Below are 25,894 nucleotides of genomic sequence, written 5' to 3'. Positions count from 1 at the left end.
CAGAGCATCACACCAGGAGCACGGTCGATCCCGTCGTCTTGCGTGCCGCGAGATCGGCGTGCGCCTTAGCCGCGTCCTTCAGCGGATAGGTCTGGTGCACCTCGATCTTGACCGCGCCGGACTTGACGACGTCGAACAGCTCGCCCGCCATCGCCACCAGGCTCTCGCGCTTGGCGGCATAGGTGAACAGCGTCGGACGGGTGACGTAGAGCGAGCCCTTCTGGGCGAGCAGGCCGAGATTGAGTGGCTCGACCGCGCCGGAGGATTGGCCGAACAGCGCAGCGACGCCGAGCGGCGCGAGGCAGTCCAGCGATTTCAGGAACGTGTCCTTGCCGACGGAGTCGTAGACCACCGGCACCTTCTTGCCACCGGTGATCTCATCGACGCGCTTCACGAAATCCTCGCGCGTGTAGATGATGACATGGTCGCAGCCATGCGCCTTGGCCAGCTTTGCCTTCTCGTCGTTGCTGACGGTGCCGATCACGGTCGCGCCGAGATGCTTGGCCCATTGGCTCAGGATCAGGCCAACACCACCGGCCGCGGCATGGAGCAGGATCGTGTCGCCGGCCTTCACCCGATAGGTCTGCCGGATCAGATATTGCGTCGTCAGCCCCTTCAGCATCATCGCCGCCGCCGTCTTGTCGTCGACGCCGTCAGGCAGCTTCAGCAGACGGTCGGCGGGGATCAGCCGCGCCTCGGAATAGGCGCCAAGCGGCGAGGCGCCATAGGCGACGCGATCGCCCGGCTTCAGATCGGTGACACCTGGCCCGATCTCCTCGACGATGCCCGCTGCCTCGCTGCCGAGCCCGCTCGGCAGCTGCGCTGGATAAAGACCCGAACGGTTGTAGATGTCGACGAAGTTGAGACCGACGGCGGTGTGACGGATGCGGGCCTCGCCCGGTCCGGGCTTGCCGACACTGACCTCCTCCCAGACCAGGACTTCCGGCCCGCCGGTCTTGTGAAAGCGAATGGCATGCGTCATGGGGTTGCTCCCTTATCGTTGCAGTGAAGGTCCGAGAACCGGATCGGCCTGTGAAATAGGCATTTGATCTGCCCGTTACAGTACAGAGACGTAACAAGAATGTCACAGCGAACGACAAATGCCCGCCGTTCCGCCTCTGTTCGAAAGAGTTGATGACGGCCTCGGGGCAACCGGCAGTAGCTTTTGCGCGGGGTTTGGTGGTCGCCTGCGAAGGAGAACCGAGATGCCGGCTTATGTACAGCATCATCAGGATGTCGAGATCGCGCCTGTGAATTGCCCCACCTGCATGGGGTTCCTGCCGATGTATGTGCGCGAGGTCGAACCGCATTGGAGCCTTGCCAAGATCGACTTCGTCTATGAATGCGCCGATTGCGGCGCCGAGGTCCGGCAGACGATCCGGAAGCCGGAGCTGCTGCGGCACTGACCGCGCGATCGGCAAACCGCTCAAGTATTTGCGCTAAACGGAAAAAACGCCGTTCACGCGGGTCTGATGTCTCCCAAAGGAGGCTTGTCCTTTGCCTGGAACGCAGGCAGAACAGGCTTCAAGCAAGACCTTTGGGAGCGCCCATTCGTGGCTGAACAGAAGCCCTCGACCGCGATCGAGGCAGTGGAGAGCGGCCTCGCCGCGCAGGGTTATATCGCGAGCCGGCAGATCGCGACCGCCGTCTATTTGTCGCAGCAGATCGAGAAGCCGATCCTGGTCGAGGGCCCTGCGGGCGTCGGCAAGACCGAGCTTGCCAAGGCGATCGCCGCCTGGCGCGGCATGAAGATGATCCGCCTGCAATGCTACGAGGGCCTCGACGAGGCCAAGGCGCTCTATGAGTGGAAATACGCCAAGCAGCTTCTCTATACGCAGATCCTCAAGGACAAGCTCGGCGAGGTGCTCGGCGGCGCGCAGACGCTGCACGCTGCGCTAGATCAGCTCCACGATTTCGGCGACGTGTTCTTCTCCAAGGAGTTCGTCGAGCCGCGGCCGCTGCTCCAGGCGCTGGAGCAGCCGGGCGGCTGCGTGCTGCTGATCGACGAGATCGACAAGTCGGACGCGGAGTTTGAATCGCTGCTGCTGGAAATCCTTTCGGACTTCCAGGTCACGATCCCCGAACTCGGCACCGTCTCCGCCATCACACCGCCGACGGTGATCCTCACCTCCAACAGCGAGCGCGACCTGGGCGATGCTCTGAAGCGACGCTGCCTGCATCTGCATATCGGCTTCCCCGAGCAGCGTCTGGAAGAGCGCATCGTCGAGAGCCGCGTGCCCGGCATCTCGCAGACGCTGCGGCGGCAGATGGTCGGATTCATCCACGAGATCCGCTCGCTGGATTTGAAGAAGCTGCCCTCGGTCAGCGAGACCATCGATTGGGCGCGCGTGCTGGTGCTGCTTCAGGCTTCCGAGCTCGACACCGAGATCGTCAAGGACACGCTCAACGTGCTCCTGAAATACGAAGCCGATATCGAGGCGGCCCAGCCCCAGGTCACGACCTTCATTGCCAAGGCAGCACGATCCAACGTCTTCGGTTGACGCCGATGCGCGAGAACATCCATCGTTTCTTTCGGGCAGCACGTGGCGCGGGCGTACACGTCTCGCCCGCCGAAAGCATCGATGCGATGCGCGCGGTTGCGCAGGTCGGCTTTTCAGACCGAACCATCCTGCGCGACACCCTGCTTCTGACGCTTGCCAAATCGCAGGACGAGAAACTCGCGCTCGCCGACTGCTTCGACCTGTTCTTCAGCCAGCCCGAGCCGCGGCAGGAGCAGCCTGAGGGCGCTGACGAGGATGCGTCGCAGGATACGGATCAAGCTCCCGCTTCCGGCGCGGCCAGTGATGCGGGCGGCGGTTCGCCGCAAGAGGAATTGGGCCCGCTCGCGCAGATGCTGCTGTCGCAGGATCGCAATGCGACCGCGGCAGCGATCGCCAGCGCGGCCGGCGCCGCGTCCCTGTCCGACATCCGCTATTCCACGCAGCGCGGCATCTTCTCCAGCCGCATCCTCGACGCCATGGGCCTTCAGCGCCTGCGCGACGACCTCGACCAGCTGACCGCAACCAATCCCGCGCTGGCCGAGCGCCTGCGCGCCGCGCTCGACGCCTTGCGCGAGGCGGTCCGCGACACCGTCTCGCAGGGTCTTGCGCTCTATGCCCGCGAAGAAGCCGAGAACCTCCGCAACGATATCCTGCGCAATGCGCCGCTTGCGCGCATCGAGCGGCGCCAGGTCGTCGAGATGCGCGCCCTCATCCGCCAGATCGCGCGCCGCCTGCGCGAGCGCTATTCCAAGCCGCGCAAGCGCCAGCGCCGCGGCCATCTCGACGTCCGCCGCACGCTGCGTCGTAACGCGGCCTGGGGCGGTGTGCCCTTCCTCACGGCGTGGAAGCGCAAGCATCGCGACCGGCCGAAAATCGTCGCGCTCTGCGACGTCTCCGGCTCTGTCGCGCAGGTCTCCGATTTCTTCCTGCTCCTGATCCACTCGCTGCACGAGGTGGTCGACGACGTCCGCTCCTTCGCCTTCTCCTCGCACCTGATCGAGGTCAGCGACATCCTGGAATCGAAATCGCCGGAAGAGGCGATGGCCGAGATCATGTCCAAAGTCGGCTTCGGCTCATCCGACTACGGCTCGTCGCTGGTCGATTTCGAGAAGGATTTCATGAGCGCGCTGACGCCGCAGACGACGGTGATCGTGCTCGGCGATGCCCGCAGCAACAATCTCGATCCGCGCGCCGACATCCTGCGCCGGATCTCCGAGCGCTCGAAGCGGCTCGTCTGGCTCAATCCCGAGGGGCGGCTCGCCTGGGGCTTTGGCGATTCCGAGATGCCGCGCTATGCGACCTTTTGCAGCGTGGTGCGCCAATGCGCCACCGCGCACCAGCTCGAGCGCGCAGTGTCGGACATCGTGGCGACTTATCAGTAGACGGCGATCACGTCCGTCGTCTGGTGTCAGGCGGCAGCCAACTCGGCCCGGACGAGGTTGCACTCCCGAAAGTGATACGCAATTTCGTCGAGCGCGCGCTGCTCCCATTCCTGGGCCTGCGCGAGCCAGAACACCCGGCGCTCCGAATCCAGCGCGGCGCGCTCCCGGCACAGGAATTCCTGACTGCGAATTTCCACAAGCCTGTTCATGCACTCACACCCCTGCTGTGTGAAGCCAATCCCCTGCAAATCAACCTAGCAGAGTCCCGTACCCCTCGCCTCACGATTTCTGTGCATATCGCGACGCAGAATGGGACAGCAGTACTTCCCGTGCACTGCGGTAGCTCCGCACGATCAAGAGGCAATCATCAATTAGTGATCGGAGATCGGGACGATATTCGTGCGCGAACGATCTTAACTCTTGTGGCGCAACGAAGTGCGGCAATTCGTGAAGAGAAGTTCTAAACCACCCACCGAATTCCCGACTCATTGTCGTCGCATGGTCTTCATGCAGCGCCGTTAACAGAGGCGTGCGAACGGTACGATCGCTTGAGGCAACATGAGCAACGATTTCGACTTCGATCTTTCACCCGACCAATGGGAAGCGCTGAAGGCGCTTCGCAACCCGGTGTCGAACGGTCGCCTCGCGAAGGCTTATCTCGTCGAAAGCCTCGTCAAGCTCGGCCTCGTTGTCGTCGATGACGGCGCGCCCGCGATGACACCGGCCGGCCGCAAGGCGCTGGTGCGCGGATCGTGCAAATTGCTGGATCTCGCAGCGTAACGCCCGCGCGTCAAAAGATCTGGGCGATCACGATCGCGTAAGCGATGAACACGACACCGAGCCCCCACACCATTGCCGGAATCTGCGATCGCCGGCCGACAGCCACTTCCAGGGCGATGTAGCTCAGCGTGCCCAGGGCCATTCCGTTGATGAGGTTGTTGGTCAGCACGGTGACGAGCAGCGTCAGCACGATCGGAACCGCATTGACGAGTTCCGTCATGTCGATACGGGCAAGCCCCTGCATCATCAACACGCCGACCAGCACCAGCGCGGGCGCAGTCGCCTGTGGCGGGATGATGACGAAGACCGGCCAGAAGAACAGCGCGAGAAAGAAGAGTCCCGCAACGGTCAGCGAAGTCAGTCCCGTCCGGCCACCAGCCTGCACGCCGGTGATGGACTCGATGTACGCCGTGACGACGGAGGTGCCGAGTAGCGGGCCGACGATGGATGCCGTCGCATCGGTTGCAAACGCGGCGGTGGCGTTCGGGATCGAGCCATCGGGCTTGCGCAGATTGGCGGCGCCCGTGACGCCGATCAGCGTGCCAAGCGTCGAGAAGAACTCGGCACACAGGAAGTAGAACAGCAGCGGCAGCGCCACCACGAAATGGCTGAAGAGATAGCCGAAGTCGAGCGCCATGAAGGTGCTGGTCGGCCAGCGGGGCCATGACATGATCGCCGAAGGCACCGACGTCACCATCTTACCGTTGCCGCCGGGAACGAAGAAGCCGATCAGGGTGAGTACCGCGATCGACAGGATCAGCGCCGCCGGCACCCGGCGCGCCACCAGCACCGGCGTGAGCAGGAGGCCAAACAGCGTCAGCAGCACCGGCGGGCTGCGCAGCGATCCCATCGCGATGTAGGTCGACGGGTTCTGGACCACGAAGCCGGCGCCGCGCAACGCAATGAAGACGATGAGCGTGCCGACGGCCGCCTGGATGCCGATCTTCAGTGCCTCCGGAACGTCCTTCGCGACTTTCTCGCGCAGCTTCGACAGGCTGAGGATCAGGAACAGAACGCCGGTGAAGGCGACCATGGCGAGCGCGCCCTGCCAGGGCATACCCATCTGCTTGACGATGACATAGGTGAAGATGACGTTCGATCCCATCGCCGGCGCAACAGCGAGCGGCAGATTGGCCCACAGCCCCATCATCACCGAGCCGACAATCGCGGCGAGTGCCGTGGCGCTGACGAGATCGGCACGATCCATTCCGGCGTTGGACATGATCGCCGGGTTCACAGCGATGATATAGGCCATCGCCGCGAACGTCGTCGCGCCGGCCATCACCTCGCGGCCGACGCTCGTGCCACGTTCGGTGAGGCCGAAGATGCGATCGAGCAGTCCAGCGGCTGCGCGCGGCGCCGGCTCCGTGGAGGCGGCTTGCGGCTTCGTCATCTCGTTCATCCCAATCCTCCCCCTACCAGACCACCGGGTGTGCTTCGCCGGTCTGCACGTTGATGAAGCCGAGCGGCGCCTGCTCACACGGCGCCACCAGCACCCAGCTCCAGGGCGCGCAGGTCAGCGTCGCGAACATCAGCCGCTCGGGGAATCCCGGATACCAGCGTGGCCGGTAGGTCGGCTCATACATCCAGTCGACCTTGCGTCCCTCCGCGTAGAGCGCCTGCATCTCGGCATCGAGCGCTTGCGCCGAGCGGCAGCTCATCAGCCCGCCGACCTCGAAGCGCACGGTTGCAACGAGCTCGCCCTCGCGCACCAGCGCCCATCCGCCCTGAAGTTCGATCAGCGCGTTCACCGCCTTCGCCATCGCCGCGTCGGACGAGCCGACCACCCAGATATTGTGCTTGTCGTGCGCCACCGAGCAGGCAACCGCCGTCTCCGACGTGCGCGGTCCACAACCGCGCCAGAACATCTTTGCGATGCGCCCGTCGCCCGAAAAGCGGTCGACGATCGCAAATTTGGTGATGGCCTCGCTCTCGTCGCGCTGCACGGCACCGTCGCGCACCGGCAGTTCGAGGGTGTAGAATTCGGGATGCCAATGGAAGGGACGGATCACGGCCGCCTTCATCGTGGTACGGCCGGGCTCGGCCCGCAGCTCGAAATCCTGAGGCTGGATCGAGCGCTTGATGTTGACCGTCTTCGTTGCCCAGTCCGGCCAGAGGATCTCGGGCACTTGGCCAACGTAGCGCTTGCCTTCGGAGATCTGGGCGCCATCGGCCCACACTTCGGCGATCGTGAGTTTGGCAACATCCGAAAGCAGCACCACGTCGCCGAAACGGCCTGGAGCCAGACTGCCGACGAACGGCGTGAGGCGCATGTGGCGCGCCGGATTGATGGTGAGACACTGGATGGCGATTTCCGGCGCAAGGCCGGCCTCGATCGCGACGCGCGCATTGTGGTCGCTGGCGCCGAGCTCGAGCGTGTGGCTGGCACTGCGGTCGTCCGTCGTGAACGCGATCTGCGACCAGTCCTGCAAACCCTTCGCGAGCAGCCATCTGACGATCTCGTCCATGGCATAGACGCGCAGCTCGACGAACAGGCCGCGGGTGAGCTTGTCCCAGGTTTCCTCCGGAGTCTGCACTTCGTGGTCGGACGCGAGCCCGGCCGCGGCAAAGGCGTTGATGGAGGGCAGATCCCGCAAGCCAGAGGCATGGCCTTCGACGACGCCGCGCGCCGCGAATGTCGCCTCGATCATGCCCCAGAGCCGCTTGTAGGACGGATTGTCGGGATTCCAGACCGCTGGCCAGTCCATGACCTCGTCGAGCCCGGTCACCATCAGGCTCTCGCTCATGAAGCGTGCCTGCTCATCGCGGCCATACCAGCCGCCGCCCCATTCATAGGCCGTGGGCGGCACCGCCGAGCCGGGCTGCGGAAAGATCTTGAGCGGCGAGCCGCGGCGACGCGCTTCGAACCAGAACTCGAGATTGCGCGCGCCGTTGACGTTGGAGAACTCGTGGCTTGCCTCGCAGGTCCAGGTATTGCCATGCGGCAGCACCAGCGCGGCCTCCCATTCCGGCGTCAGATGCGAGCTTTCGATATGCTTGTGCACCTCGCCGAAGCCGGGTACGGCCGCGAGATCCGGCCGATGCACGCGCTCGCGCACTTCGCCGGGATAGCTGCCGGCGGGTCCGACCCAGGCGATGCGCCGGCCCTTGAAGACGATCTCCTGATCCTCGCTCCAGGTGCGGCTGTGCACGTCGAGCAACTTGCCGACCCGCAAGGAGCGATCGGCCGGGCGGTGGCCGAGCGCCGTCAGCACCAGGTCCTGGCGGATGCGAACCTCGTCGGGCGCGTTGATCATGAGATCGTCGGGGATCGCATTCATGGCCTGCCTCACTCTACGCCGGTACGTTCGCGGATCGTGGTTCGCTTCCGCGGAGATTTGCCGGCCTTGCCGCTGCGCGCCGCGGCGGCATCGCGCTGCCGGACGTCCTTCAGGAGGGTCGTGAGCGCCCACTCGATGGCATCGGCGATCTCGCCGCTGGTCATGCCGAAATCCTCGCGCATCGCATTCCAGGCCAGCACGTTGTTGAGATAGGACGCGAGCGCCTCCGCCTGACGGACCTCCTTCGCAGGGAGATGCTGCACCAGCGGCGCCATCGCCTTGCGATGCTGGTCGATCAGGTGCCGCCGGAAGCCGGCGCGTACCCGGCGGCCGGCCCGCGTCATCGCAATGGCGCGCGCCAGATGCGGATGGCGGTCGAACCGCTTGCACAGCTTGCGGAAGATCTCCGGCAGCTCGTCGGGCGAGGTGAAGGGAATGTAGCTGAAGACGTTGTCCTCGATCCATTCGCCGGCCGCAGCAAACAGTTCCGCGCGGGTCTTGAAGTGCCGATAGATGGTTCGTTCAGCCACCTTCGCGCGCTTGGCCACTGCCGCCATGGAAATATCGTCGGCCGCCTCGTCCTCCAGCGTCTCGACGAAAGCCGCAACGATGCGCTGCCGCGTCATCTCGGCATATTCGTCACGAAGATTGGCGATATGTCGCTTTGCTGTACTCATGTCAGAAGTCTGACATCAGGCAATTTGGAGGGTCAAGCCGAGATTTGAGGCACGCCGCGCCGCAGCAATGGGCGTCGGCACGCTCTGGGGACGGCGGGCGCTCCACGCGAGCACGACTTTCGGCCGCCCGCCTGAAAAATGGACTTTTGCGCGTCGTCGAAATCGGATTTGCTCTTCGACGAAACGATGGCGCGCAACGGCGCTGCGCTCTGGTTCCAGCAAGGGAGCTGATCATGAACGGGCTTGGCGGGCTGAACAAATCGCCTGAGGGCGTGGTCATCGGGCTGGTGCAGCTGCAACTGCCGAACGTCGTAACTCGGGCCGATCTGGCAAAGCAGACCGAGCGTATCGTCTGGATGGTCGGCAAGGCGCGCCGCAACCTTTCCACCATGGATCTGGTGGTGTTCCCCGAATACTCGCTGCACGGCCTCTCGATGGACACCAGCCCCGAGATCATGTGCCGGCTCGACGGGCCCGAAGTCGCGGCCTTCAAGCAGGCCTGCGTCGACAACGGGATCTGGGGCTGCTTCTCCATCATGGAGTTCAACCCGCACGGCAATCCCTACAACTCCGGCCTGATCATCGACGATCACGGCGAGATCAAGCTGTACTACCGCAAGCTCCATCCCTGGATTCCGGTCGAGCCGTGGGAGCCTGGCGACATCGGCATTCCCGTGATCGAGGGACCGAAAGGTGCCAGGATCGCGCTGATCATCTGCCACGACGGCATGTTCCCGGAGATGGCGCGGGAATGCGCCTACAAGGGCGCCGAGATCATGATCCGTACCGCCGGCTACACCGCTCCGATCCGCCAAGCCTGGCGCTTCACCAACCAGGCCAATTCGTTCCAGAATCTGATGGTGACGGCGAATGTCTGCATGTGCGGCAGCGATGGCTCATTCGATTCCATGGGCGAAGGCATGATCGTCAATTTCGACGGCACGGTGCTGGCGCACGGCACCACCGGTCGCGCCGACGAGATCATCACCGCCGAGGTTCGGCCCGACCTCGTGCGCGAGGCGCGGATCAATTGGGGCGTCGAGAACAACATCTACCAGCTCTGGCACCGCGGCTATGTCGCCGTGAAAGGCGGCGCGATGGACTGCCCCTATACCTTTATGCAGGACATGGTCGCCGGCACCTTCCGCCTGCCGTGGGAAGACCAGGTCAAGGTCACCGACGGCAGCTCCTGTGGCTTCCCGGTACCGACGCGGATGTTCGGCAAGACGGCGAAGGCGGCGGAATAGGGCCGTTTTCGGTTCCCACCGCGACATTCTGGCATGGTAGTTGCTCCTTTTTGACGTCCAAGACGCGTCAAATTGGGGAGTCCACCATGTCGACCATTGCCGCGGCCCCGGCCGCCGAGCGCAAACCGCTTTACGCCTCCCTGTTCGTCCAGGTCCTGGCCGCGCTGGCGCTTGGCGTCATCCTGGGGATGGCGGTCCCGGACTTCGCCATCGGGCTCAAGATCCTCAGCGACGCCTTCCTCAAGCTGATCTCGATGATCGTGGCGCCGATCGTGTTCTGCGTCGTCGTCCACGGCATTGCCGGCGCCGGCGACCTCAAGAAGGTCGGCCGGGTCGGCGTCAAGGCGCTGGTCTATTTCGAGGTCATGACGACGGTCGCACTCGTGGTCGGCCTGCTGCTCGCCTACCTCTTCGGCCCCGGCCACGGCATGAACATCGATCCCTCGACGCTCGACGCCAAGGCGCTCAACACCTACGCCGACAACGCCCACAAGCTGTCCGGCGGCGGCATCGGCGCCTTTCTGATGAACGTGATCCCGACCACCTCCTTCGATGCGCTGTCGCGCAACGACGTGCTTCAGGTACTGTTCTTCGCGGTGCTGTTCGGCGTCGGTCTTGCGCTCGTCGGCGGCGAGAAGGGCGCGCTCGTCACCTCCATCATCGACGCGGCCTCCACCGTGCTGTTCCGCGTCATGGGGCTTATCGTCCGTATCGCTCCACTTGGCGTGCTCGGCGCAGTCGCCTACACCGTCGGCAAATACGGCGTAGGCTCGCTGAAGCAGCTCGTCTCACTGGTGATGCTGTTCTACGTCTCGGTCGGCATCTTCGTGCTCGGCGTGCTCGGGGGCGTGATGGCGCTCGCCGGAATCAACATCCTCAAATTCCTCGCCTACCTGCGCGAGGAGCTCACCATCGTGCTCGCGACTGCGTCCTCGGACGCGGTGCTGCCCCAGATCATGAAGAAGCTGGAGCGGATGGGCGTGAAGGATTCCGTGGTCGGCCTCGTGATTCCGACCGGCTATTCCTTCAACCTCGACGCCTTCTCGATCTACCTCACGCTCGCCGTCGTGTTCATCGCGCAAGCGACCAATACGCCGCTGTCCTTCGGCGATCTCCTCTTGGTGCTCGGCGTGTCCCTGATCACCTCGAAGGGCGCGCACGGCGTGCCGGGCTCGGCCATCGTGATCCTGGCCGCGACGCTCAATGCGGTGCCGAGCATTCCGGCGATCGGCCTCGTGCTGGTGCTCTCGGTCGACTGGTTCATCGGCATGGCCCGCGCGCTCGGCAACCTCGTCGGCAACTGCGTTGCGACGGTCGTGGTGGCGGCCTGGGAAGGCGACCTCGACCGCGCCAAGGCGGCCAAGGTGCTCGAAGGCGGCGAGCTGGTGGACGTGACGGCGGGATAGCGCCGCGGATCAGTCATTCCACTGGAGGAGCGGCGTTCCATACGCCCTCCTCCAGACCGACAGGAAGCGCGGAAACCAGGAGTGCGCGACGGCGCCCTTGTAGGCCCAGGTGCGATATTTCAGACCCTGTTCCGAGATCAGTTCCTGATAACCGCCATGGACCTCGGTCGCGGTACGGATGTCCTTCAATATCCCTTGCGCGCAGGCCCGATAGGTATCCCCTCCCGAGAATTCATCAAAGTCCAGCATGCGATCGGCAAATTCGACGTTGAACGTCGGCCAGGACGAACGCCCCTGATAGGCGGGAGCCGCGATCTTGTGGATCATCTTGTTCCGGGGATTATCCGCGGACACCAGGAAATGAAACGTGCTGGGGATGCGGAAACGCGGTTCGGCAATGATCAGATCCGTCGTGGCCGCAAACAGCGCGCGCTCGCTGGCCTCGCTCATATCCCAAAATCCGCGATGCACGCCGACGAAGTCCAGGGCGACCGATGACACCGGCGAACTCGCCGGGCCATCCAGGGAGTGCCTGATATAGCCGCCCTTGCCGAACAGGCGGAGCAGGTCCTTCTTGTATTGCGCGAGGTCGCGCCCGAGCAGCCGCTTCAGCTCGTTCTCGTCGACGACCCCGAGCTGCACGCCCCATAAGAGCGTCGTGTAGACACAGGCATTGGTGACGAAGCGCCGGCGCTCTGCACGGGTGTCCGTCGCCGCAGACCGAGGGCCACTGGCATCGCACAACAGATACCTGGTGCCGTCGTCGTCGAATGGCTCCAGCTCGCTTGCAAGCTTCAGGATCGCACGCTTCAGGTCTGTGCCATACTCGGCCAGCAACAAGCGGCCGGCATGCGCGCATTGCGACATCGCCAGATGGGACGACGCCCTCTCCTCGGCAGAGAGCATCTGCTGGAGGCCGGCGAGAATGCCGAGCAGCGTGTCCGACGGGCGCGAGAAATAGTTCACGCCGAGATACCGCGCGCGTCCCGCCGGGACGATGGTCGTCGTGACGACATCGGCGCGAACCGCCTCCAGCAACAGGCGAACGCTCTTTTCGAGCAGGCGCACCCGCCGCACCGCGTCCTGCGCATCCATGATGGTCTCGGGGTCGAGAACGTCAGGATAAAACCAGGCGAAATCGCGCGGGTAATAGGCGGAGGCGTGCGGCGCCCCCGTGACGAGAAAGGACTCGGTCACCGAGAAGGCGCTGTCCATCGAATGCCGGTAGAGGTCCTCAATGGCCGACAACGAATGAGGCGATTGTCTCAGGAATCGATCGCCGAGAAAATTGACCGCCTGAAGGGCGTTGGCGACAAACGTCGCAGCCATCCCCTGGTAAAACCGGTTCTCGCGATGTGATGGAAAAGAGATGTCGCTGTTCATGTCCGTCAATCGGCTGATGTCTCGTGACCCCGGTGATGGCGGCCACCATTTTAAACATGACTGATTCGTATCTCTACCCGGTGACTTGCGGGCTCGTGACGCTCGCCTAGGCCGCCCGCGGCCTGAAATTCTCGATCACCCTGAGCAGCACCCGGGCGCCGGCGTCGGCGTCGGCGAGCTCGACATGCTCGTCCGGGTGATGGCTGACGCCGCCGCGGCAGCGGACGAAGATCATGCCGACATCGGCGATGTCGATCATGGCCATGCCGTCATGCCCGGCCCCGCTCGGCAGCTCGAACACGGAAACGCCTTCCGCGGCAATCGCCTGCGCGATCTGGTCCTTCAGCCAGGGCGCGCAGGGTGCGGTGCGGTTCTCATGGGTGACATCGAGCTGGAGCGCCAGCTGCCGGCGCTTGGCGATCGCCTCGATCTGGCGAACGATGTCGGCGACCGCGCGCTTGCGGTGCATGTCGGTCGGCGCGCGCATGTCGATGGTGAAGGACACCTCGCCCGGAATGACGTTGGTCGCGCCGGGCCTCGCCTGGATGTAGCCGACGGTGCCGACCAGGCCGCCCTCGTCGGTCCGGCAGAATTGCTCGATCGCACCGATGCATTCGGCTGCTCCAGTGAGCGCGTCACGGCGCAGCGCCATCGGCACGGTGCCAGCGTGACCGGCCATGCCGTTCAGCCGTGCGGCCAGCCGTGTTGCGCCTGCAATCGCGGTGACCACGCCGACGGGCAGGTTCTGGGCTTCCAACACCGGACCCTGCTCGATGTGCAATTCGAGATAGGCGAGTAGCTCGCGCCGGGCCCGCGCGGCCGCGCCGATATGGTCCGGGTCGAGGCCAAACTTGACCAGCGCATCGCGCATCGACACACCGTCGCGATCGCGCGTGTTCATGACGCTCTCGTCGAATGTGCCGGCCACCGCGCGGCTGCCGAGCAGCGTCGAGGCGAAACGTACCCCCTCCTCGTCGGCAAAGCCGATGACCTCGATCGCGAACGGCAGTCGCTTGCCGCGGCGGTTGAGATCGGCGACGCAGGCGATGGCCGTGATCACACCCAGCGGCCCATCCCATTTGCCGGCGTCGCGCACGGTGTCGTAGTGCGAGCCGAGCATCAGGCAGGGCGCCCCCGGTCGCTCGCCCTCATAGCGGCCGCAGACATTGCCGATCGCATCGAGATGCGCGCTCATGCCGGCCTCGCGCATCCAGCCGAGGATGAGATCCGCAGCCGCGCGCAGCTCCTTGCTGAGATAGATGCGGGTGAGCTTGTCGGTCTCTTCCGAAATCGCACCGAGCTCGTTGATGCGGCGAACGATCTCCTTGCCGAGCGATGCATCTTGAACGGCGGTGGCAGCACCCATCTCGGTCGAGCTTTCCATCTTCTGGGACCCGTAGCGGCGGCAGTCCTGGCGACAATCGATACAAGTTCGGTGCCAGCAAAATCACGCGGCCGGCGCCGTCCCAATCAGCGCGTGGTTAGCATGAATGCGCCTCGCCGGCAGACCGTTCGGCGCCGGTCATACACATGCGAACGCTGGTTGAGACTGCTTAACTCCACTGCATACAATCAAACAATATTGCCTATAAATTAATCTGCCATTTTCCTCGGCAGGAATCTCGAAAGAACTATATTCAATATTTTTCAAATACTTGCGTATGAATGCACGCTTCGTAGCCTCTGGCACAAAGCTTGCGACAACTTATCCCGGCTCCGCCAAACCGGCGGTGGCCGCGAGATCAAGGCGGAGCATCCGCCAAGGGGAGCAAGCAATGGATTTTGGCAGGATATCACGACGTCATTTGTTGCAGGGCGGCGCGGCCCTCACCCTCGGCGCGGCGGCGGGCGTCCGCCCGGCCTTCGCGGCCGACACCACCATCGGCTTCATCTATGTCGGCTCGCGCGACGACTACGGCTACAACCAGGCGCATGCGCAGGGCGCGGCGGCGTTGAAGAAGATTCCAGGGCTCAAGGTCGTCGAGGAAGAGAAGGTGCCGGAGACCGACGCGGTCGAGAAGACGATCGAGTCCATGATCAATCTCGACGGCGCCACCCTGCTCTTCCCGACCTCGTTCGGCTACTACAATCCACACATGGTCAAGATGGCCAACAAGTACCCGAAGCTGCGCTTCGAGCACTGCGGCGGCCTCTGGACCGACAAGGACCCGAAGAACGCCGGCAGCTATTTCGGCTATATCGACGAAGCCCAGTACATCTCCGGCATCGTCGCCGGCTACACCTCCAAGAGCGGCAAGCTCGGCTTCGTCGCCGCAAAGCCGATCCCGCAGGTGCTGCGCAACATCAACGCCTTCACCCTCGGCGCCAGGCTCGCCAACCCGAAGGCCACCACGCAGGTGATCTTTACCGGTGACTGGTCGATGCCGGTCAAGGAAGCCGAAGCCACCAACAGCCTGATCGACCAGGGCGTGGACGTGCTCACCTGCCACGTCGACGGGCCGAAGACGATGGTCGAGAACGCGGCGCGCCGCGGCGCCTTCGTCTGCGGCTATCACACCAACCAGTCGCCGCTTGCGCCGAAGGCGTATCTCACCGGCGCCGAGTGGAACTGGGAAGCGCTCTATCCCAAGTTCGTCAAGATGATCGCCGCCGGCGAGAGCATCCCGAACTTCTTCCGCGGCGGCCTCAAGGAAGAGATCGTCAAGACCTCGCCCTATGGCGAAGCCGTCTCCGCCGAGGCGCGCAAGCATGCCGACGACGTCAAGGCCAAGTTCTTGTCGGCCGAAGGCTACACGATCTTCAAGGGAGGCCTCCTCGACAACAAGGGCAAGACGGTGATCCCTGCCGGCACCGATCGCGGCCAGAAGGATCCCGAACTGGAGAAGATGGACTACCTGGTCGAAGGCGTGATCGGAGCGACTTCGTGACCACGGAAGCGGCGGATTCTGCCGAGGTGGCCGGGACAATTGCCCCGGCCGCCGACCCCGGCTTTCTCCAACGCCACGGCGGCACGATCGAATATGTCCTGATCCCGGGCGCGGCGCTCGCCGGCGCGCTGGTGGTCTTCGGCATCTTCGTCGCGATGTTCGGCAAGAATCCGCTCGACCTCTATTTCTACATGTACTACGGCGCTTTCGGCACCTGGTTCTCCTGGCAGAACACGCTGACGCGTGCTGCGCCGCTGATCCTCACCGCGCTCTGCACCGCGCTGCCCGCGCAGCTCGGCATGGTCATCATCGGCGGCGAAGGCGCGCTGCTGATCGGCGCGCTGTCCGCGACGAGTGCTGCGCTCGCACTCCAAGGCATGCCGCCGCTCGTCGTGCAGATCGCCATGATCATCGCCGGCGTGATCGGCGGCGGATTGTGGATCATGCTATCCGGTGCGCTGCGGCAGTATCGCGGCGTCAACGAGACCATCTCGAGCCTGCTGCTCGTCTATATCGCGCTCGCGATCCTCAACCATCTCGTCGAGGGGGCGATGCGCGATCCTGCCAGCCTCAACAAGCCCTCGACCCGCGAGATCGGCGCCGCCAACATGATCGGCAGCATTCCCGGCACCGACGTGCATTGGGGCCTCGTCTTCGGCCTGATCGCCGCGATCGCCGCCTACATCCTGATCTACCACACCGTGTTCGGCTTCGCCGCGCGGGTCGCCGGCGGCAACATCCGCGCCGCGAAGATCGTCGGCCTCGGCGTCAGCAAGCTGATCCTGACCGTTTGCTTCCTCGCCGGCGGTGCGGCAGGCATTGCCGGCATGGTCGAGGTCGCCGCCGTGCAGGGGCGCACCAACGCCAATCTCGCGGCTGGCTATGGCTTCACCGGCATTCTCGTCGCGTTCCTGGCGCGGCAAAATCCGCTCGCCATCATCCCCGTCGCGATCCTGCTCGGCGGCATCAGCGCCAGCGGCGGCCTGTTGCAGCGCCGCCTGGGGTTGCCCGACGCGTCCGTGCTGGTGCTCCAGGGCATCATCTTCGTCTTCGTGCTGGCCAGCGATGCGCTCTACGGCCGCATCGGATTCCTGAAGGGAAGATCCTGATGGCAGACGGATCGATCGGACTCTGGACCGTCCCGCTCGCCGTGCTCGGCGGTGCCATTCGCGTCTCCACCCCGTTCCTGTTCGTGAGTCTCGGCGAATGCATCACCGAGCGCTCGGGCCGCATCAATCTCGGCCTCGAAGGCACGCTGGTGATGGGCGCGATGAGTGCCTACGGCATCTCCTATCTCTCGGGATCACCATGGCTGGGTGTGCTCGCCGCCGGCATCACCGGCGCTCTGCTGGGCGCGCTGCACGCCGGCATCTGCTCGCTGCCGCGCGTCAACGACGTCGCGGTCGGCATCGCCTTGATGCTGTTCGGAACCGGGCTTGCCTTCTATCTCGGCAAGCCGCTGATCGAGCCAACCGCACCGCGACTACCCGCAATCGATTTCGGCTGGTGGAGCGACATCCCGCAGGTGCGCGCGGCGCTACGCGTCAATGTCCTGTTCCTGATCGGCGTCGCGCTCGCGCCGATCCTGTACTGGGCCTTCCGCACCACGCGCTGGGGCCTCTTGATCCGCACCGCCGGCGAAAGCTCGGATGCCGCACGCGCCATGGGCCACTCGGTGCTGCTGATCCGCCTGCGCGCCACCATGGTCGGCGGCTTCCTCGCCGGCATCGGCGGCTCGTTCCTGTCGCTGTTCTATCCCGGCAGCTGGAACGAGGGCCTGTCCTCCGGACAGGGTATCACGGCCGTCGCGCTCGTCATCTTCGCGCGCTGGGATCCCCTGCTCTGCCTGTGGGCCTCGCTCGCCTTCGGCGGCGCCGCGGCGCTGGGACCGGCCCTGCAATCGGTCGGCGTCACCTCCGGCTATCACCTCTTCAACGCCGCGCCCTACATCCTGACGCTGGCGATCATGATCATCACCTGCTCGCCGAAACGCACACTGACCGGAGCCCCGGCCGAATTGTCGATCACCCGCTAGAGAGCGAAATCATGCCCGAGCGCTACATCAAGTCCGAGCCCTACGCCTGGCCCTATAACGGTGACCTCCGCCCCGAGAACACGGCGCTGATCATCATCGACATGCAGACCGATTTCTGCGGCGTCGGCGGCTACGTCGACAAGATGGGCTATGACCTCTCGCTGACGCGGGCACCGATCGGGCCGATCAAGAAGCTGCTCAGCGTCATGCGCGCTCAGGGCTTTCACATCATCCATACCCGCGAGGGCCATCGCCCCGATCTCTCCGACCTTCCCGCCAACAAGCGCTGGCGCTCGCGCCAGATCGGCGCCGGCATCGGCGATCCCGGACCCTGCGGCCGTATCCTGGTGCGCGGCGAGCCCGGCTGGGACATCATCGAGGAGCTTAGCCCCCTGCCCGGCGAGCCTGTCATCGACAAACCCGGCAAGGGCTCGTTCTGCGCCACCGACCTGGAGCTGATCCTGCGCGTGCGCGGCATCGAGAACATCGTGCTGACGGGCATCACCACCGACGTCTGCGTCCACACCACCATGCGCGAGGCCAACGACCGCGGCTTCGAATGCGTGCTGCTGCACGATTGCTGCGGCGCCACGGACAAGAGCAATCACGATCATGCGCTCAAGATGATCAAGATGCAGGGCGGCGTGTTCGGTGCGGTCTCCACCTCGGACGCCTTCATCGGAGCGATTTCGTGATCATCGGCGAAACGCCCCCGCCCTCAGGTGCGTTCGGCGTTGACGCCATCGCCATGACCATGCGCTTCGGCGATTTCCTGGCGCTCGACAATGTCGAGCTGAAGGTGCGGCCGGGGTCATTCCATGCGCTGCTCGGCGAGAACGGCGCCGGAAAATCGACGCTCGTCAAATGCATCATGGGCTATTACCACGCAACCGAGGGCGACATCATCGTCGGCGGCCGCGAGCAGGCCATCGCCAATCCGAAGGACGCTCACGCCCTCGGCCTCGGCATGGTCTACCAGCACTTCACGCTGGTGCCGGCCATGACGGTCGCCGAAAACCTCGTGCTGGCCCGCGACAATGTGCCGGCCGTGGTGGACTGGTCGAAGGAGATGAAGGAGCTCGAGGCCTTCCTGGCGCGAATGCCCTTCAAGGTCCCGCTCTCTGCAAAAGTCTCCGACATCTCGGCCGGCGAACGGCAGAAATGCGAGATCCTGAAACAGCTCTATCTGAAGCGCCGCTTCCTGATCCTGGACGAGCCCACCTCGGTGCTGACGCCGGCGGAAGCCGACGAGGTGCTCGGCATGCTTCGCGACACGGTCATTAGGGGCGAGCTGACGATCCTGATGATCACGCACAAATTCCGCGAGGTCATGGCCTTCGCCGACGAGGTCACGATCCTGCGCCGCGGCAAGCTCGCCGGAGCCGGCAAGGTCGCTGAGCTCACGCCAGACGCGATGGCGCGCACCATGATCGGCGCGGAGCAGCTGACCGTGCAGCCGCCGCGCACCGGCGAAGCCGGCCAGGCGCGGCTGGAATTGGAGAAAATTCGCGCGCTCGACGACGCCGGCGCCATTGCCGTCCATGACGTTTCCCTGACCGTGCGCGCCGGGGAGATCGTCGGCATCGCCGGCGTCTCCGGCAACGGCCAGCGCCAGCTCGTCGAGGTGCTGGCCGGCCAGCGCGAGGCCGAGAGCGGCGAGATCCGTGTCGCCGGCGATTCCTATCACGCCAGCCGCGAGGAGATGCGGCGCCACAAGATGTCGCTGCTGCCCGAGGAGCCGCTGAAGAACGCCTGTGTCGGCGGCATGAGCGTCGCCGACAACATCGCCTTCCGCGAGTTCGATCGTGCGCCGTTCGCCAGCGGCGGCTGGTGGCTCAATCGCAGCGCCTTCCGCAACGACGCCAGGAAGAAGATCGGGCAGTACAAGATCAAAACCCGCACGCCCGATACGCCGATCTCGGCGCTGTCGGGCGGCAACGTCCAGCGCGCCGTGCTCGCCCGCGAGCTCGGCGGCGACGTCGAGGTGCTGATTGCCGCCAATCCCTGCTTCGGTCTCGACTTCGCGGCGGTGGCGCAGATCCACGCGGAGATCATGGCGGCGCGCAACCGCGGCGCGGCGGTGCTGCTCGTCAGCGAAGACCTCGATGAACTGCTCGAATTGTCCGACCGCCTCGTGGTAATGTTCCACGGCGCGTTCGTGTATGAAGCGCGGACCAGCGAGGCCGATCTCACCGTGGTCGGCCGGCACATGGCGGGACACTGACCAATCGTTTGAGCATGATCTTTTCGGAAAACCGCTGTACACTTTTCCGGATCATGCTTTGGGAGGACCGATGGACGGCGCAGGCGAACGCGACGAGCACTTTCTGCGCCTGTCCTTTGCGGTCGCCCGCCGTTCCCTCACCCATGGCAACCATCCCTTCGGCTGCATCGTCGTCGATGCGGACGGCAAGGTGCTGATCGAAACCGAGAACGGCTACATGCCGGACCGCGACGGCACTGCGCATGCCGAGCGCCTTGCGGCCACGCAGGCCTGCCGCTCGCTCGGCCGGGACGTGCTGGCAAAGGCCACGCTTTACTCCTCGGCAGAACCGTGTGCGATGTGCGCCGGGGCGATCTACTGGGCCGGCATCGGCCGCGTCGTCTACGGCCTCAGCGAGCACCGCCTGCGCGGCGTTACCGGCAACCATCCGGAGAACCCGACCCTCGACCTGCCCTGCCGCGCGGTCTTTGCCAGCGGCCAGCGACCGACGGAGGTCGTCGGGCCGCTGCTGGAGGTCGAGGCCGAAGCGCTGCACGACGGCGTGTGGACGAAGTAGGCGCCACCACAAACTCGGAAGCGTAGGGTGGGCAAAGGCGCTCTTGCGCCGTGCCCACCATTTGAATGCAATAGAAGCAGAAGTGGTGGGCACGCTCCCGCCTTCGCTCTTCGAGCTACGGCGGACAAGTCGCTTTGCCCACCCTACGGCAGCGTCTTCCCGTAAAAACGAATGGCGCCGCGCGGGTCATGCGCGGCGCCATCGCTTCAGCTTGGAGACTTCAGTCGATCAGAACTTCACCGTGATGCCACCATAGACCGTGGACTCGGTGCAGCTCTTGGTGCTCTGGCCAGTCGGCGCGATCGTGCAGACACCAGCCATGGCGTTGTGGTCGAGGCCGAACTTGTTCTGCCAGTAGCGGTAGGCAACCCACAGGTCGACGAAGTGCGAGTACTTGTCACCCCAGACCGCCTTCGAGGCATCGAAGGTCAGGCGGATCGGCTCGCTGTTCAGCTCGGTCTTGGACTTGGTGCTGAAGATGCCTGTGCCAGACAGCGCGGGAAGGCCGTTCGAGTCACCCTTCGGTCCGTACCAGCCGGCGCGACCGCTGATCGACCAGAACTGCATGTTCGGCGGCAGGAAGCCGAGGTCCATGTAGTAGTTGATTTCGACGGCCCAGGTCGGGTTGTAGCTGACATTGCCGTCGGAGTTACAGGTCACGCCGGGGACGCCAGCGCCGAACAGGCCGCACTGGGTGAAGGCGTTGTGGTTCGAGAACTCCCAGTACATCAAGGGCGCGACGTTGATGTAGCCCTTGTAGGGAAGGTCGAAGGCGAACTGGAGACCGGCGACGACGTCGCGCTTGGCGGGCGCGAGGAAGTTGTTCTCGGTGTTGGCATCCATGCCGACTTCGAACGAAATGTTGTGCAGCGGCCCCATGGTGAAGGCCTTGGTGTTGAAGATCTCGTTCCAGCCGAAGGTCGAGCGGAACAGGCCGTAAATTTCGGTGGCGCCCGCGCAATCGCTGGCGGTGCCGTTGATGTTCACGCCCGGCGCAACGCAAGGCGAGGCAGGGTCGTTATGACCCGACTTGAACATCGAGATGGTGAAGAAGTTGGTGCCGTAGGCCCAGAGGTCGAAGTGGGTGAAGGAGTAGACCTGCTTCGCGGTGGTGCCGTTGATGCTGCCGTCCGGACGGACGCTCCACATGCCGGGGTCGGTACCCTTGGGCATCCAGGAGAAGGACACGCGGTTGTCGATCACCAGGAAGAACGGGAGGTCGGCCGCCTTCTTGGCAGCCTTGACCGGCAGATCCGCCGCCTGGGCCAGGCCAGAGGTAGCGAGCGTAGCAAGTGACAGCGCGACGGCTGCAATTGCCTTGAAGCGAAACGACATCCTGAATACCCCCAAGTTTGGACACGTAAAAATGAGCGTCCCTTGGGTGCGACACTTGCGCCGATCTCCCGGGGTGAGAAGCCTCAACTTCTTTCAAGGCATGCCGCTTGTTTCGGCACGCGGCGGCATTTCACTGCGGAATTCCAGGGATTCTCGTGCGCTCCCTTCCGCCGGCCTACGGCAAGGCAAGGCGGGCTATTGCCGGACATTCCCGTTTGATTTTGTTCGGCTTTCATGTCGGCGCGAACGTGCAAGGCATGATGACCGACGGCCATCGTCACATTGGTCCGCAAATGCATACGCGCGGTGGCGCGACTTTGCTCAACTTCAGGTCAGGCCTGCACAGCCGGTTCCGATTTGGCTTGAACCGTCACAAATTTGCAACAGACGTCACGCGCAAGCCGCGCCCGCAAGGACAGTCCCGAGGCGCTGGAGCACGATCCGCACCCGGCGGGAGCGGCGACTCGCCGATATCAACCGCCTGCCGAAGCGTTGAGCAAGGGATGACGCTTTTCACACCTTACGCGGCGGTTCAAACTAGCTCACTATTGCGACACTTCACCCCATGCAAGCGCATCAGCGAATGTTAGATCCGACACCTAACGGCCTGCATTCCGGCGAGTCCCCGCTGCTTCAGACGCTCGGGCTCACCAAGCGCTATGGGGATTTTCTCGCCAATGATTCCATCGACATCGATATCTGGCCGAAGGAAATCCACGCGCTGCTGGGCGAGAACGGCGCCGGCAAGTCCACGCTGGTCAAGGCGATCTACGGGCTGATTCAGCCCAGCGCCGGCGAGATTCGCTGGCAGGGCCAGCCGATCGTCCTGTCCGGTCCGTCGGAAGCTCGCAGCCGCGGCATCGGCATGGTGTTCCAGCATTTCTCGCTGTTCGACAACCTCACCGTCGCCGAGAACGTCGCGCTCGGCCTCGACGGCAAAGAGTCCTTCAAGGACATGTCGGCGCGGCTGGAGCAGGTGTCGAAGACCTATGGACTGCCGCTCGATCCCAAACGCGAAGTCTGGCAATTGTCGGTTGGCGAGCGCCAGCGTATCGAGATCGTTCGCGCGCTGATGCAGGATCCGAAATTCCTGATCCTGGACGAGCCTACCGCCGTGCTGACGCCGCAGGAGGCCGACCAGCTCTTCATCGTGCTGGAGCGGCTCAAGGCCGAAGGCCGTGCCATCCTCTACATCAGCCACAAGTTGGAGGAGGTGAAGCGGCTCTGCGACACCGCCACGATCCTGCGCGGCGGCAAGAAAGTGGACACCTGCAATCCCCGGCTCGAAACCGCCGCTTCGCTCGCGCGCATGATGGTCGGCGGCGAGATCAAGGAAGTCAAAGCGCCCGCCGGCCGCAAGACCACGGTGCCGCGGCTCGTCGTCAACGACCTCACGCTCGCACCGAGCGAAGCGCACGGCGTTCGGCTTGAGCACATCTCGTTCGAGCTGAAGGGCGGCGAGATTCTCGGCATCGCCGGCGTCGCCGGCAACGGCCAGGACGAACTGTTCGCCGCGCTTTCCGGCGAGCGGCTGTCCAAGGACCCCGGCACGGTGGTGATCGAGGGCATCGCCGCCGGACATCTGTCGATCACGCAGCGGCGCAAGCTGGGGGCCGCCTTCGTTCCCGAGGAGCGGCTCGGTCACGGCACCGCGCCGCGCATGAAGCTGTCGGAGAACGCGCTGCTGACCGGGCACGCCGCCAGCGGCATGGTCCATCGCGGCTTCATCGACACCGCGGCCACGCTGAAGACCGTCGACCGTGCGACCGAAACGTTCGACGTGCGCAAGGCCAAGCGCGATCCGGAGGCTGCGAGCCTTTCCGGCGGCAATCTGCAAAAGTTCATCGTCGGCCGCGAGATCCTGCGCAATCCGGCGGTGCTGGTGGTGAGCCAGCCCACCTGGGGCGTCGATGCCGGCGCTGCCGCCGTCATCCGCCAGGCGCTGCTCGATCTCGCAACCGCTGGCGCCGCCGTGCTGGTGACCAGCCAGGATCTCGACGAGCTCGCGGAGATCGCCGACCGCATCGCCGTGATGTTCCACGGCCACCTGTCCGCGCCGCTCGCAACAAGCGAGGCGACCCGTGAAAAGCTCGGCCTTCTGATGGGCGGCAGCAGCCTGGAACCGAGGGAGGCCGCGCATGCAGTTGGTGCTTGAGAAGCGCGCCGAGCGCTCCAACACGATCGCGCTGGTCTCGCCGCTGATCGCGATCGGCCTGACGATCGTCACCATGACCATCCTGTTCGCGATCCTCGGCAAGAATCCGCTGCTCGCCCTGCATGCCTATTTCATCGCGCCGCTCACTGACAGCTATTCGCTCCAGGAGATCGCGGTGAAGGCGACACCGCTGGTGATGATCGCGATCGGCCTGTCGCTCTGCTATCTCGCCAATGCCTGGAACATCGGCGCCGAAGGGCAATTCCTGATCGGCGCAGTCGCCGGAAGCTGGATTGCGGTGAAGACGCAAGGCACAGACGCCGGGGCCTGGGTGTTGCCGGCCATGCTCGTGCTCGCAGCCGCCGCGGGCGCGCTCTATGCGCTGATCCCCGCGATCTGCAAGGTGAAGTTCGGCGCCAGCGAGATCCTGACCAGCCTGATGCTGGTCTATGTCGCCGATCTCTTTCTCGACTACCTCGTGCGCGGCCCCTGGCGCGATCCGCACGGCTTCAATTTCCCGACCACCGCCGAATTCGATCCGGTGGCCACGGTGCCGCTGCTAATCGAAGGCGGCCGGCTGCATCTCGGGTCGATCATCGCCCTGCTCGTCGTTGCGGCAGCGGCGATCCTGCTCGGGCGAACCATCAAGGGATTCGAAATCCGGGTGGTTGGCGCGGCGCCGCGCGCGGCGCGGTTCGGCGGCTTCAACGCCAACCAGCTGATCATCCTGACCTTCGCCGTGTCCGGCGCGCTCGCCGGCCTTGCCGGCATCATCGAGGTCGCAGGTCCGGTCGGACATCTCCAGCCCGGTATCTCGCCGGGCTACGGTTTTACCGCGATCATCGTCGCTTTCCTCGGCCGGCTGAATCCCCTTGGAATATTAATTGCAGGCCTTTTTCTCGCACTGACCTTTATCGGCGGCGAGCAGGCGCAGATCGCGATGAAGATCCCGTTGGACGTCACCAAGGTATTTCAGGGCATCCTGCTGTTCTACGTGCTCGCCTGCGACTCCCTCATTCTCTACCGCTTCAAGCTGGTCTTCCCGAACCGACAGGTGGCCCGTGGAACTGGTTGAAGCCATCATCCTTGCGGTGCTCGCCGCCTCGACGCCGCTTCTGATCGCGGCGACCGGCGAGCTCGTGACCGAGCGCTCCGGCGTGCTCAATCTCGGCGTCGAAGGCATGATGATCGTCGGCGCGGCCTGCGGCTTCGCCGGCGCCTGGCTGACCGGCTCGATCTTCGTCGGCGCGCTGTTCGGCATCGTCGCGGGCACGCTGATGTCGCTGATCTTCGCCCTGATGGCGCTCGGCCTCGCGGTCAACCAGGTCGCAACGGGACTGGCGCTGACCATCCTCGGCATCGGGCTCTCCGGCCTGATCGGCGCCGGCTTCGTCGGCGAGCGCATCACGCCGGCGGTGCATCTTGCCATTCCCGGCCTCACCGGCATCCCGCTGATCGGCCGCGTGCTGTTCGGCGAGGACGCCTTCGTTTATTTCTCCATCGCACTCATCATCGGCGTCTGGTGGTTCCTGTACCGCACGCGGGCGGGCTTGATCCTGCGCGCCTGCGGAGACAATCACGTCTCCGCGCACGCGCTCGGCTATCCCGTGCTGCGCATCCGTACTTTCGCCGTGATGTTCGGCGGCGCCTGCGCCGGGCTTGCCGGTGCTTACCTGCCGCTCGCCTACACGCCGTTCTTCATTCCCGGCATGACCGCGGGCCGCGGCTGGATCGCGCTGGCGCTGGTGGTGTTCTCGTCCTGGCGGCCGGGCCGGCTCGTGGTCGGCGCTTATCTGTTCGGCGCGGTGACGATCCTGCAACTGCACGCGCAGGGCTGGGGCGTCGGCATTCCCTCGCAGTTCATGTCGGCGCTGCCTTACCTCGCAACCGTCATCGTCCTGGTCCTGTTGTCCCGGGCGCGCACCGGCGGCTCGACCGCACCCGCCGCGCTCGGCACCGTGTTCGTGCCTGACCGCTGAGTGTTCATTTCCGCGGCGGGCGCGATGGGGCGCGCACGCTGCGGATCGTGGCTTTCCCCGACTAT

23 protein-coding genes are annotated in these 25,894 nt (G+C 64.6%); 15 read left to right on the top strand and 8 right to left on the bottom strand.

Annotated elements, in window-relative coordinates:
• Positions 1-7: 7 nt before the first annotated feature.
• Positions 8-982 carry a quinone oxidoreductase gene (locus tag A3M7_RS0122335; RefSeq protein WP_011088878.1) on the bottom strand — a complete coding sequence of 325 codons (975 nt, stop codon included), beginning with the start codon at positions 980-982 and terminating at the stop codon, positions 8-10.
• 223 nt (positions 983-1,205) lie between these two features.
• On the opposite strand from A3M7_RS0122335, the gene A3M7_RS0122330 reads away from it, so the two are divergent.
• From A3M7_RS0122330 to A3M7_RS0122320, 3 genes are all read left to right on the top strand, one after another.
• Positions 1,206-1,406 carry a hypothetical protein gene (locus A3M7_RS0122330; RefSeq protein ID WP_027545881.1) on the top strand — a complete coding sequence of 67 codons (201 nt, stop codon included), beginning with the start codon at positions 1,206-1,208 and terminating at the stop codon, positions 1,404-1,406.
• A gap of 147 nt (positions 1,407-1,553) precedes the next feature.
• Positions 1,554-2,501 (top strand): MoxR family ATPase, encoded by a 948-nt coding sequence (locus tag A3M7_RS0122325; RefSeq protein WP_027545880.1) that lies wholly within the window; start codon positions 1,554-1,556, stop codon positions 2,499-2,501.
• A 5-nt stretch (positions 2,502-2,506) separates the two neighbouring features.
• The gene (locus A3M7_RS0122320) at positions 2,507-3,883 is read left to right on the top strand and encodes a VWA domain-containing protein (protein ID WP_027545879.1); all 1,377 of its coding nucleotides are present in this window, start codon (positions 2,507-2,509) and stop codon (positions 3,881-3,883) included.
• 26 nt (positions 3,884-3,909) lie between these two features.
• Here A3M7_RS0122320 and A3M7_RS49785 read toward each other — a convergent pair whose 3' ends face one another.
• Complete coding sequence (locus tag A3M7_RS49785; RefSeq protein ID WP_027545878.1) at positions 3,910-4,092, bottom strand: hypothetical protein; 183 nt, start codon at positions 4,090-4,092, stop codon at positions 3,910-3,912.
• Between the two features lie 349 nt (positions 4,093-4,441).
• Between A3M7_RS49785 and A3M7_RS0122310 the strand changes: the two genes are divergently transcribed.
• A complete protein-coding gene (locus A3M7_RS0122310) occupies positions 4,442-4,663 on the top strand; it encodes a hypothetical protein (protein ID WP_027545877.1) in 222 nt (73 codons plus the stop codon).
• A 10-nt stretch (positions 4,664-4,673) separates the two neighbouring features.
• On the opposite strand, the gene A3M7_RS0122305 is transcribed toward A3M7_RS0122310, so the two are convergent.
• The 3 genes from A3M7_RS0122305 to A3M7_RS0122295 are packed head-to-tail and all read right to left on the bottom strand — an operon-like array spanning position 4,674 to position 8,621.
• Entirely contained in the window at positions 4,674-6,065 is a 1,392-nt protein-coding gene (locus tag A3M7_RS0122305) for an NCS2 family permease (protein WP_027545876.1), read from the bottom strand.
• Positions 6,066-6,078: 13 nt separating this feature from the next.
• Positions 6,079-7,944 carry an adenine deaminase gene (locus A3M7_RS0122300; RefSeq protein ID WP_049823634.1) on the bottom strand — a complete coding sequence of 622 codons (1,866 nt, stop codon included), beginning with the start codon at positions 7,942-7,944 and terminating at the stop codon, positions 6,079-6,081.
• A gap of 8 nt (positions 7,945-7,952) precedes the next feature.
• The gene (locus tag A3M7_RS0122295; protein ID WP_025576448.1) at positions 7,953-8,621 is read right to left on the bottom strand and encodes a TetR/AcrR family transcriptional regulator; all 669 of its coding nucleotides are present in this window, start codon (positions 8,619-8,621) and stop codon (positions 7,953-7,955) included.
• A gap of 233 nt (positions 8,622-8,854) precedes the next feature.
• Here A3M7_RS0122295 and A3M7_RS0122290 point away from each other — a divergent pair, with 233 nt between their 5' ends.
• Both A3M7_RS0122290 and A3M7_RS0122285 read left to right on the top strand, forming a co-directional pair.
• A complete protein-coding gene (locus tag A3M7_RS0122290) occupies positions 8,855-9,868 on the top strand; it encodes a formamidase (RefSeq protein WP_027545874.1) in 1,014 nt (337 codons plus the stop codon).
• Positions 9,869-9,954: 86 nt separating this feature from the next.
• The gene (locus tag A3M7_RS0122285) at positions 9,955-11,274 is read left to right on the top strand and encodes a dicarboxylate/amino acid:cation symporter (protein WP_027545873.1); all 1,320 of its coding nucleotides are present in this window, start codon (positions 9,955-9,957) and stop codon (positions 11,272-11,274) included.
• A 9-nt stretch (positions 11,275-11,283) separates the two neighbouring features.
• Here the strand turns inward: A3M7_RS0122285 and A3M7_RS0122280 are convergent, their stop codons facing one another.
• The gene (locus A3M7_RS0122280) at positions 11,284-12,657 is read right to left on the bottom strand and encodes a hypothetical protein (RefSeq protein WP_027545872.1); all 1,374 of its coding nucleotides are present in this window, start codon (positions 12,655-12,657) and stop codon (positions 11,284-11,286) included.
• 106 nt (positions 12,658-12,763) lie between these two features.
• On the bottom strand, positions 12,764-14,023 hold the full coding sequence (locus A3M7_RS0122275) for an allantoate amidohydrolase (RefSeq protein ID WP_027545871.1): 1,260 nt from the start codon (positions 14,021-14,023) through the stop codon (positions 12,764-12,766).
• A gap of 409 nt (positions 14,024-14,432) precedes the next feature.
• On the opposite strand from A3M7_RS0122275, the gene A3M7_RS0122270 reads away from it, so the two are divergent.
• From A3M7_RS0122270 to A3M7_RS0122245, 6 genes are all read left to right on the top strand, one after another.
• Positions 14,433-15,545, top strand: coding sequence for a BMP family ABC transporter substrate-binding protein (locus A3M7_RS0122270; protein ID WP_027545870.1), 1,113 nt, complete (start codon positions 14,433-14,435; stop codon positions 15,543-15,545).
• The gene (locus tag A3M7_RS0122265; RefSeq protein WP_027545869.1) at positions 15,542-16,654 is read left to right on the top strand and encodes an ABC transporter permease; all 1,113 of its coding nucleotides are present in this window, start codon (positions 15,542-15,544) and stop codon (positions 16,652-16,654) included. Before A3M7_RS0122270 ends, A3M7_RS0122265 begins: the two co-directional genes overlap by 4 nt.
• The gene (locus A3M7_RS0122260; protein WP_011088891.1) at positions 16,654-17,580 is read left to right on the top strand and encodes an ABC transporter permease; all 927 of its coding nucleotides are present in this window, start codon (positions 16,654-16,656) and stop codon (positions 17,578-17,580) included. Before A3M7_RS0122265 ends, A3M7_RS0122260 begins: the two co-directional genes overlap by 1 nt.
• An 11-nt stretch (positions 17,581-17,591) precedes the next feature.
• Positions 17,592-18,275 (top strand): cysteine hydrolase family protein, encoded by a 684-nt coding sequence (locus tag A3M7_RS0122255; protein ID WP_027545868.1) that lies wholly within the window; start codon positions 17,592-17,594, stop codon positions 18,273-18,275.
• The gene (locus A3M7_RS0122250) at positions 18,272-19,804 is read left to right on the top strand and encodes an ABC transporter ATP-binding protein (RefSeq protein ID WP_027545867.1); all 1,533 of its coding nucleotides are present in this window, start codon (positions 18,272-18,274) and stop codon (positions 19,802-19,804) included. The genes A3M7_RS0122255 and A3M7_RS0122250 overlap by 4 nt, the downstream gene beginning before the upstream one ends.
• 70 nt (positions 19,805-19,874) lie before the next feature.
• Entirely contained in the window at positions 19,875-20,360 is a 486-nt protein-coding gene (locus A3M7_RS0122245) for a nucleoside deaminase (protein WP_027545866.1), read from the top strand.
• Between the two features lie 228 nt (positions 20,361-20,588).
• Here A3M7_RS0122245 and A3M7_RS0122240 read toward each other — a convergent pair whose 3' ends face one another.
• Positions 20,589-21,695 (bottom strand): hypothetical protein, encoded by a 1,107-nt coding sequence (locus tag A3M7_RS0122240; RefSeq protein WP_027545865.1) that lies wholly within the window; start codon positions 21,693-21,695, stop codon positions 20,589-20,591.
• A 583-nt stretch (positions 21,696-22,278) separates the two neighbouring features.
• Here A3M7_RS0122240 and A3M7_RS0122235 point away from each other — a divergent pair.
• From A3M7_RS0122235 to A3M7_RS0122225, 3 genes are read left to right on the top strand one after another with little or no spacing between them, the layout of a single operon-like run.
• The gene (locus A3M7_RS0122235; RefSeq protein ID WP_027545864.1) at positions 22,279-23,850 is read left to right on the top strand and encodes an ABC transporter ATP-binding protein; all 1,572 of its coding nucleotides are present in this window, start codon (positions 22,279-22,281) and stop codon (positions 23,848-23,850) included.
• Positions 23,834-24,925 carry an ABC transporter permease gene (locus tag A3M7_RS0122230; RefSeq protein WP_027545863.1) on the top strand — a complete coding sequence of 364 codons (1,092 nt, stop codon included), beginning with the start codon at positions 23,834-23,836 and terminating at the stop codon, positions 24,923-24,925. The genes A3M7_RS0122235 and A3M7_RS0122230 overlap by 17 nt, the downstream gene beginning before the upstream one ends.
• Positions 24,912-25,829, top strand: a complete 918-nt coding sequence (locus A3M7_RS0122225) for an ABC transporter permease (RefSeq protein WP_027545862.1) — start codon at positions 24,912-24,914, stop codon at positions 25,827-25,829. The genes A3M7_RS0122230 and A3M7_RS0122225 overlap by 14 nt, the downstream gene beginning before the upstream one ends.
• Positions 25,830-25,894 lie beyond the last annotated feature (65 nt).

The sequence above is a fragment of the Bradyrhizobium sp. WSM2254 genome (genome assembly GCF_000472645.1).
Classification (GTDB): Bacteria; Pseudomonadota; Alphaproteobacteria; order Rhizobiales; family Xanthobacteraceae; genus Bradyrhizobium; species Bradyrhizobium niftali.
The sequence above is the reverse complement of the archived record's forward strand: the minus strand, read 5'-3'. Positions and strand labels throughout refer to the sequence as shown.

Bases quoted from the DNA above. Each gene is read 5' to 3' on its own strand.
- A3M7_RS0122335 (WP_011088878.1), bottom strand. From the start codon at position 982: ATGACGCATGCCATTCGCTTTCACAAGACCGGCGGGCCGGAAGTCCTG.
- A3M7_RS0122330 (WP_027545881.1), top strand. From the start codon at position 1,206: ATGCCGGCTTATGTACAGCATCATCAGGATGTCGAGATCGCGCCTGTG.
- A3M7_RS0122320 (WP_027545879.1), top strand. From the start codon at position 2,507: ATGCGCGAGAACATCCATCGTTTCTTTCGGGCAGCACGTGGCGCGGGC.
- A3M7_RS49785 (WP_027545878.1), bottom strand. From the start codon at position 4,092: ATGAACAGGCTTGTGGAAATTCGCAGTCAGGAATTCCTGTGCCGGGAG.
- A3M7_RS0122310 (WP_027545877.1), top strand. From the start codon at position 4,442: ATGAGCAACGATTTCGACTTCGATCTTTCACCCGACCAATGGGAAGCG.
- A3M7_RS0122305 (WP_027545876.1), bottom strand. From the start codon at position 6,065: ATGAACGAGATGACGAAGCCGCAAGCCGCCTCCACGGAGCCGGCGCCG.
- A3M7_RS0122300 (WP_049823634.1), bottom strand. From the start codon at position 7,944: ATGAATGCGATCCCCGACGATCTCATGATCAACGCGCCCGACGAGGTT.
- A3M7_RS0122295 (WP_025576448.1), bottom strand. From the start codon at position 8,621: ATGAGTACAGCAAAGCGACATATCGCCAATCTTCGTGACGAATATGCC.
- A3M7_RS0122290 (WP_027545874.1), top strand. From the start codon at position 8,855: ATGAACGGGCTTGGCGGGCTGAACAAATCGCCTGAGGGCGTGGTCATC.
- A3M7_RS0122285 (WP_027545873.1), top strand. From the start codon at position 9,955: ATGTCGACCATTGCCGCGGCCCCGGCCGCCGAGCGCAAACCGCTTTAC.
- A3M7_RS0122280 (WP_027545872.1), bottom strand. From the start codon at position 12,657: ATGAACAGCGACATCTCTTTTCCATCACATCGCGAGAACCGGTTTTAC.
- A3M7_RS0122275 (WP_027545871.1), bottom strand. From the start codon at position 14,023: ATGGGTGCTGCCACCGCCGTTCAAGATGCATCGCTCGGCAAGGAGATC.
- A3M7_RS0122270 (WP_027545870.1), top strand. From the start codon at position 14,433: ATGGATTTTGGCAGGATATCACGACGTCATTTGTTGCAGGGCGGCGCG.
- A3M7_RS0122260 (WP_011088891.1), top strand. From the start codon at position 16,654: ATGGCAGACGGATCGATCGGACTCTGGACCGTCCCGCTCGCCGTGCTC.
- A3M7_RS0122255 (WP_027545868.1), top strand. From the start codon at position 17,592: ATGCCCGAGCGCTACATCAAGTCCGAGCCCTACGCCTGGCCCTATAAC.
- A3M7_RS0122245 (WP_027545866.1), top strand. From the start codon at position 19,875: ATGGACGGCGCAGGCGAACGCGACGAGCACTTTCTGCGCCTGTCCTTT.
- A3M7_RS0122240 (WP_027545865.1), bottom strand. From the start codon at position 21,695: ATGTCGTTTCGCTTCAAGGCAATTGCAGCCGTCGCGCTGTCACTTGCT.
- A3M7_RS0122235 (WP_027545864.1), top strand. From the start codon at position 22,279: ATGTTAGATCCGACACCTAACGGCCTGCATTCCGGCGAGTCCCCGCTG.
- A3M7_RS0122230 (WP_027545863.1), top strand. From the start codon at position 23,834: ATGCAGTTGGTGCTTGAGAAGCGCGCCGAGCGCTCCAACACGATCGCG.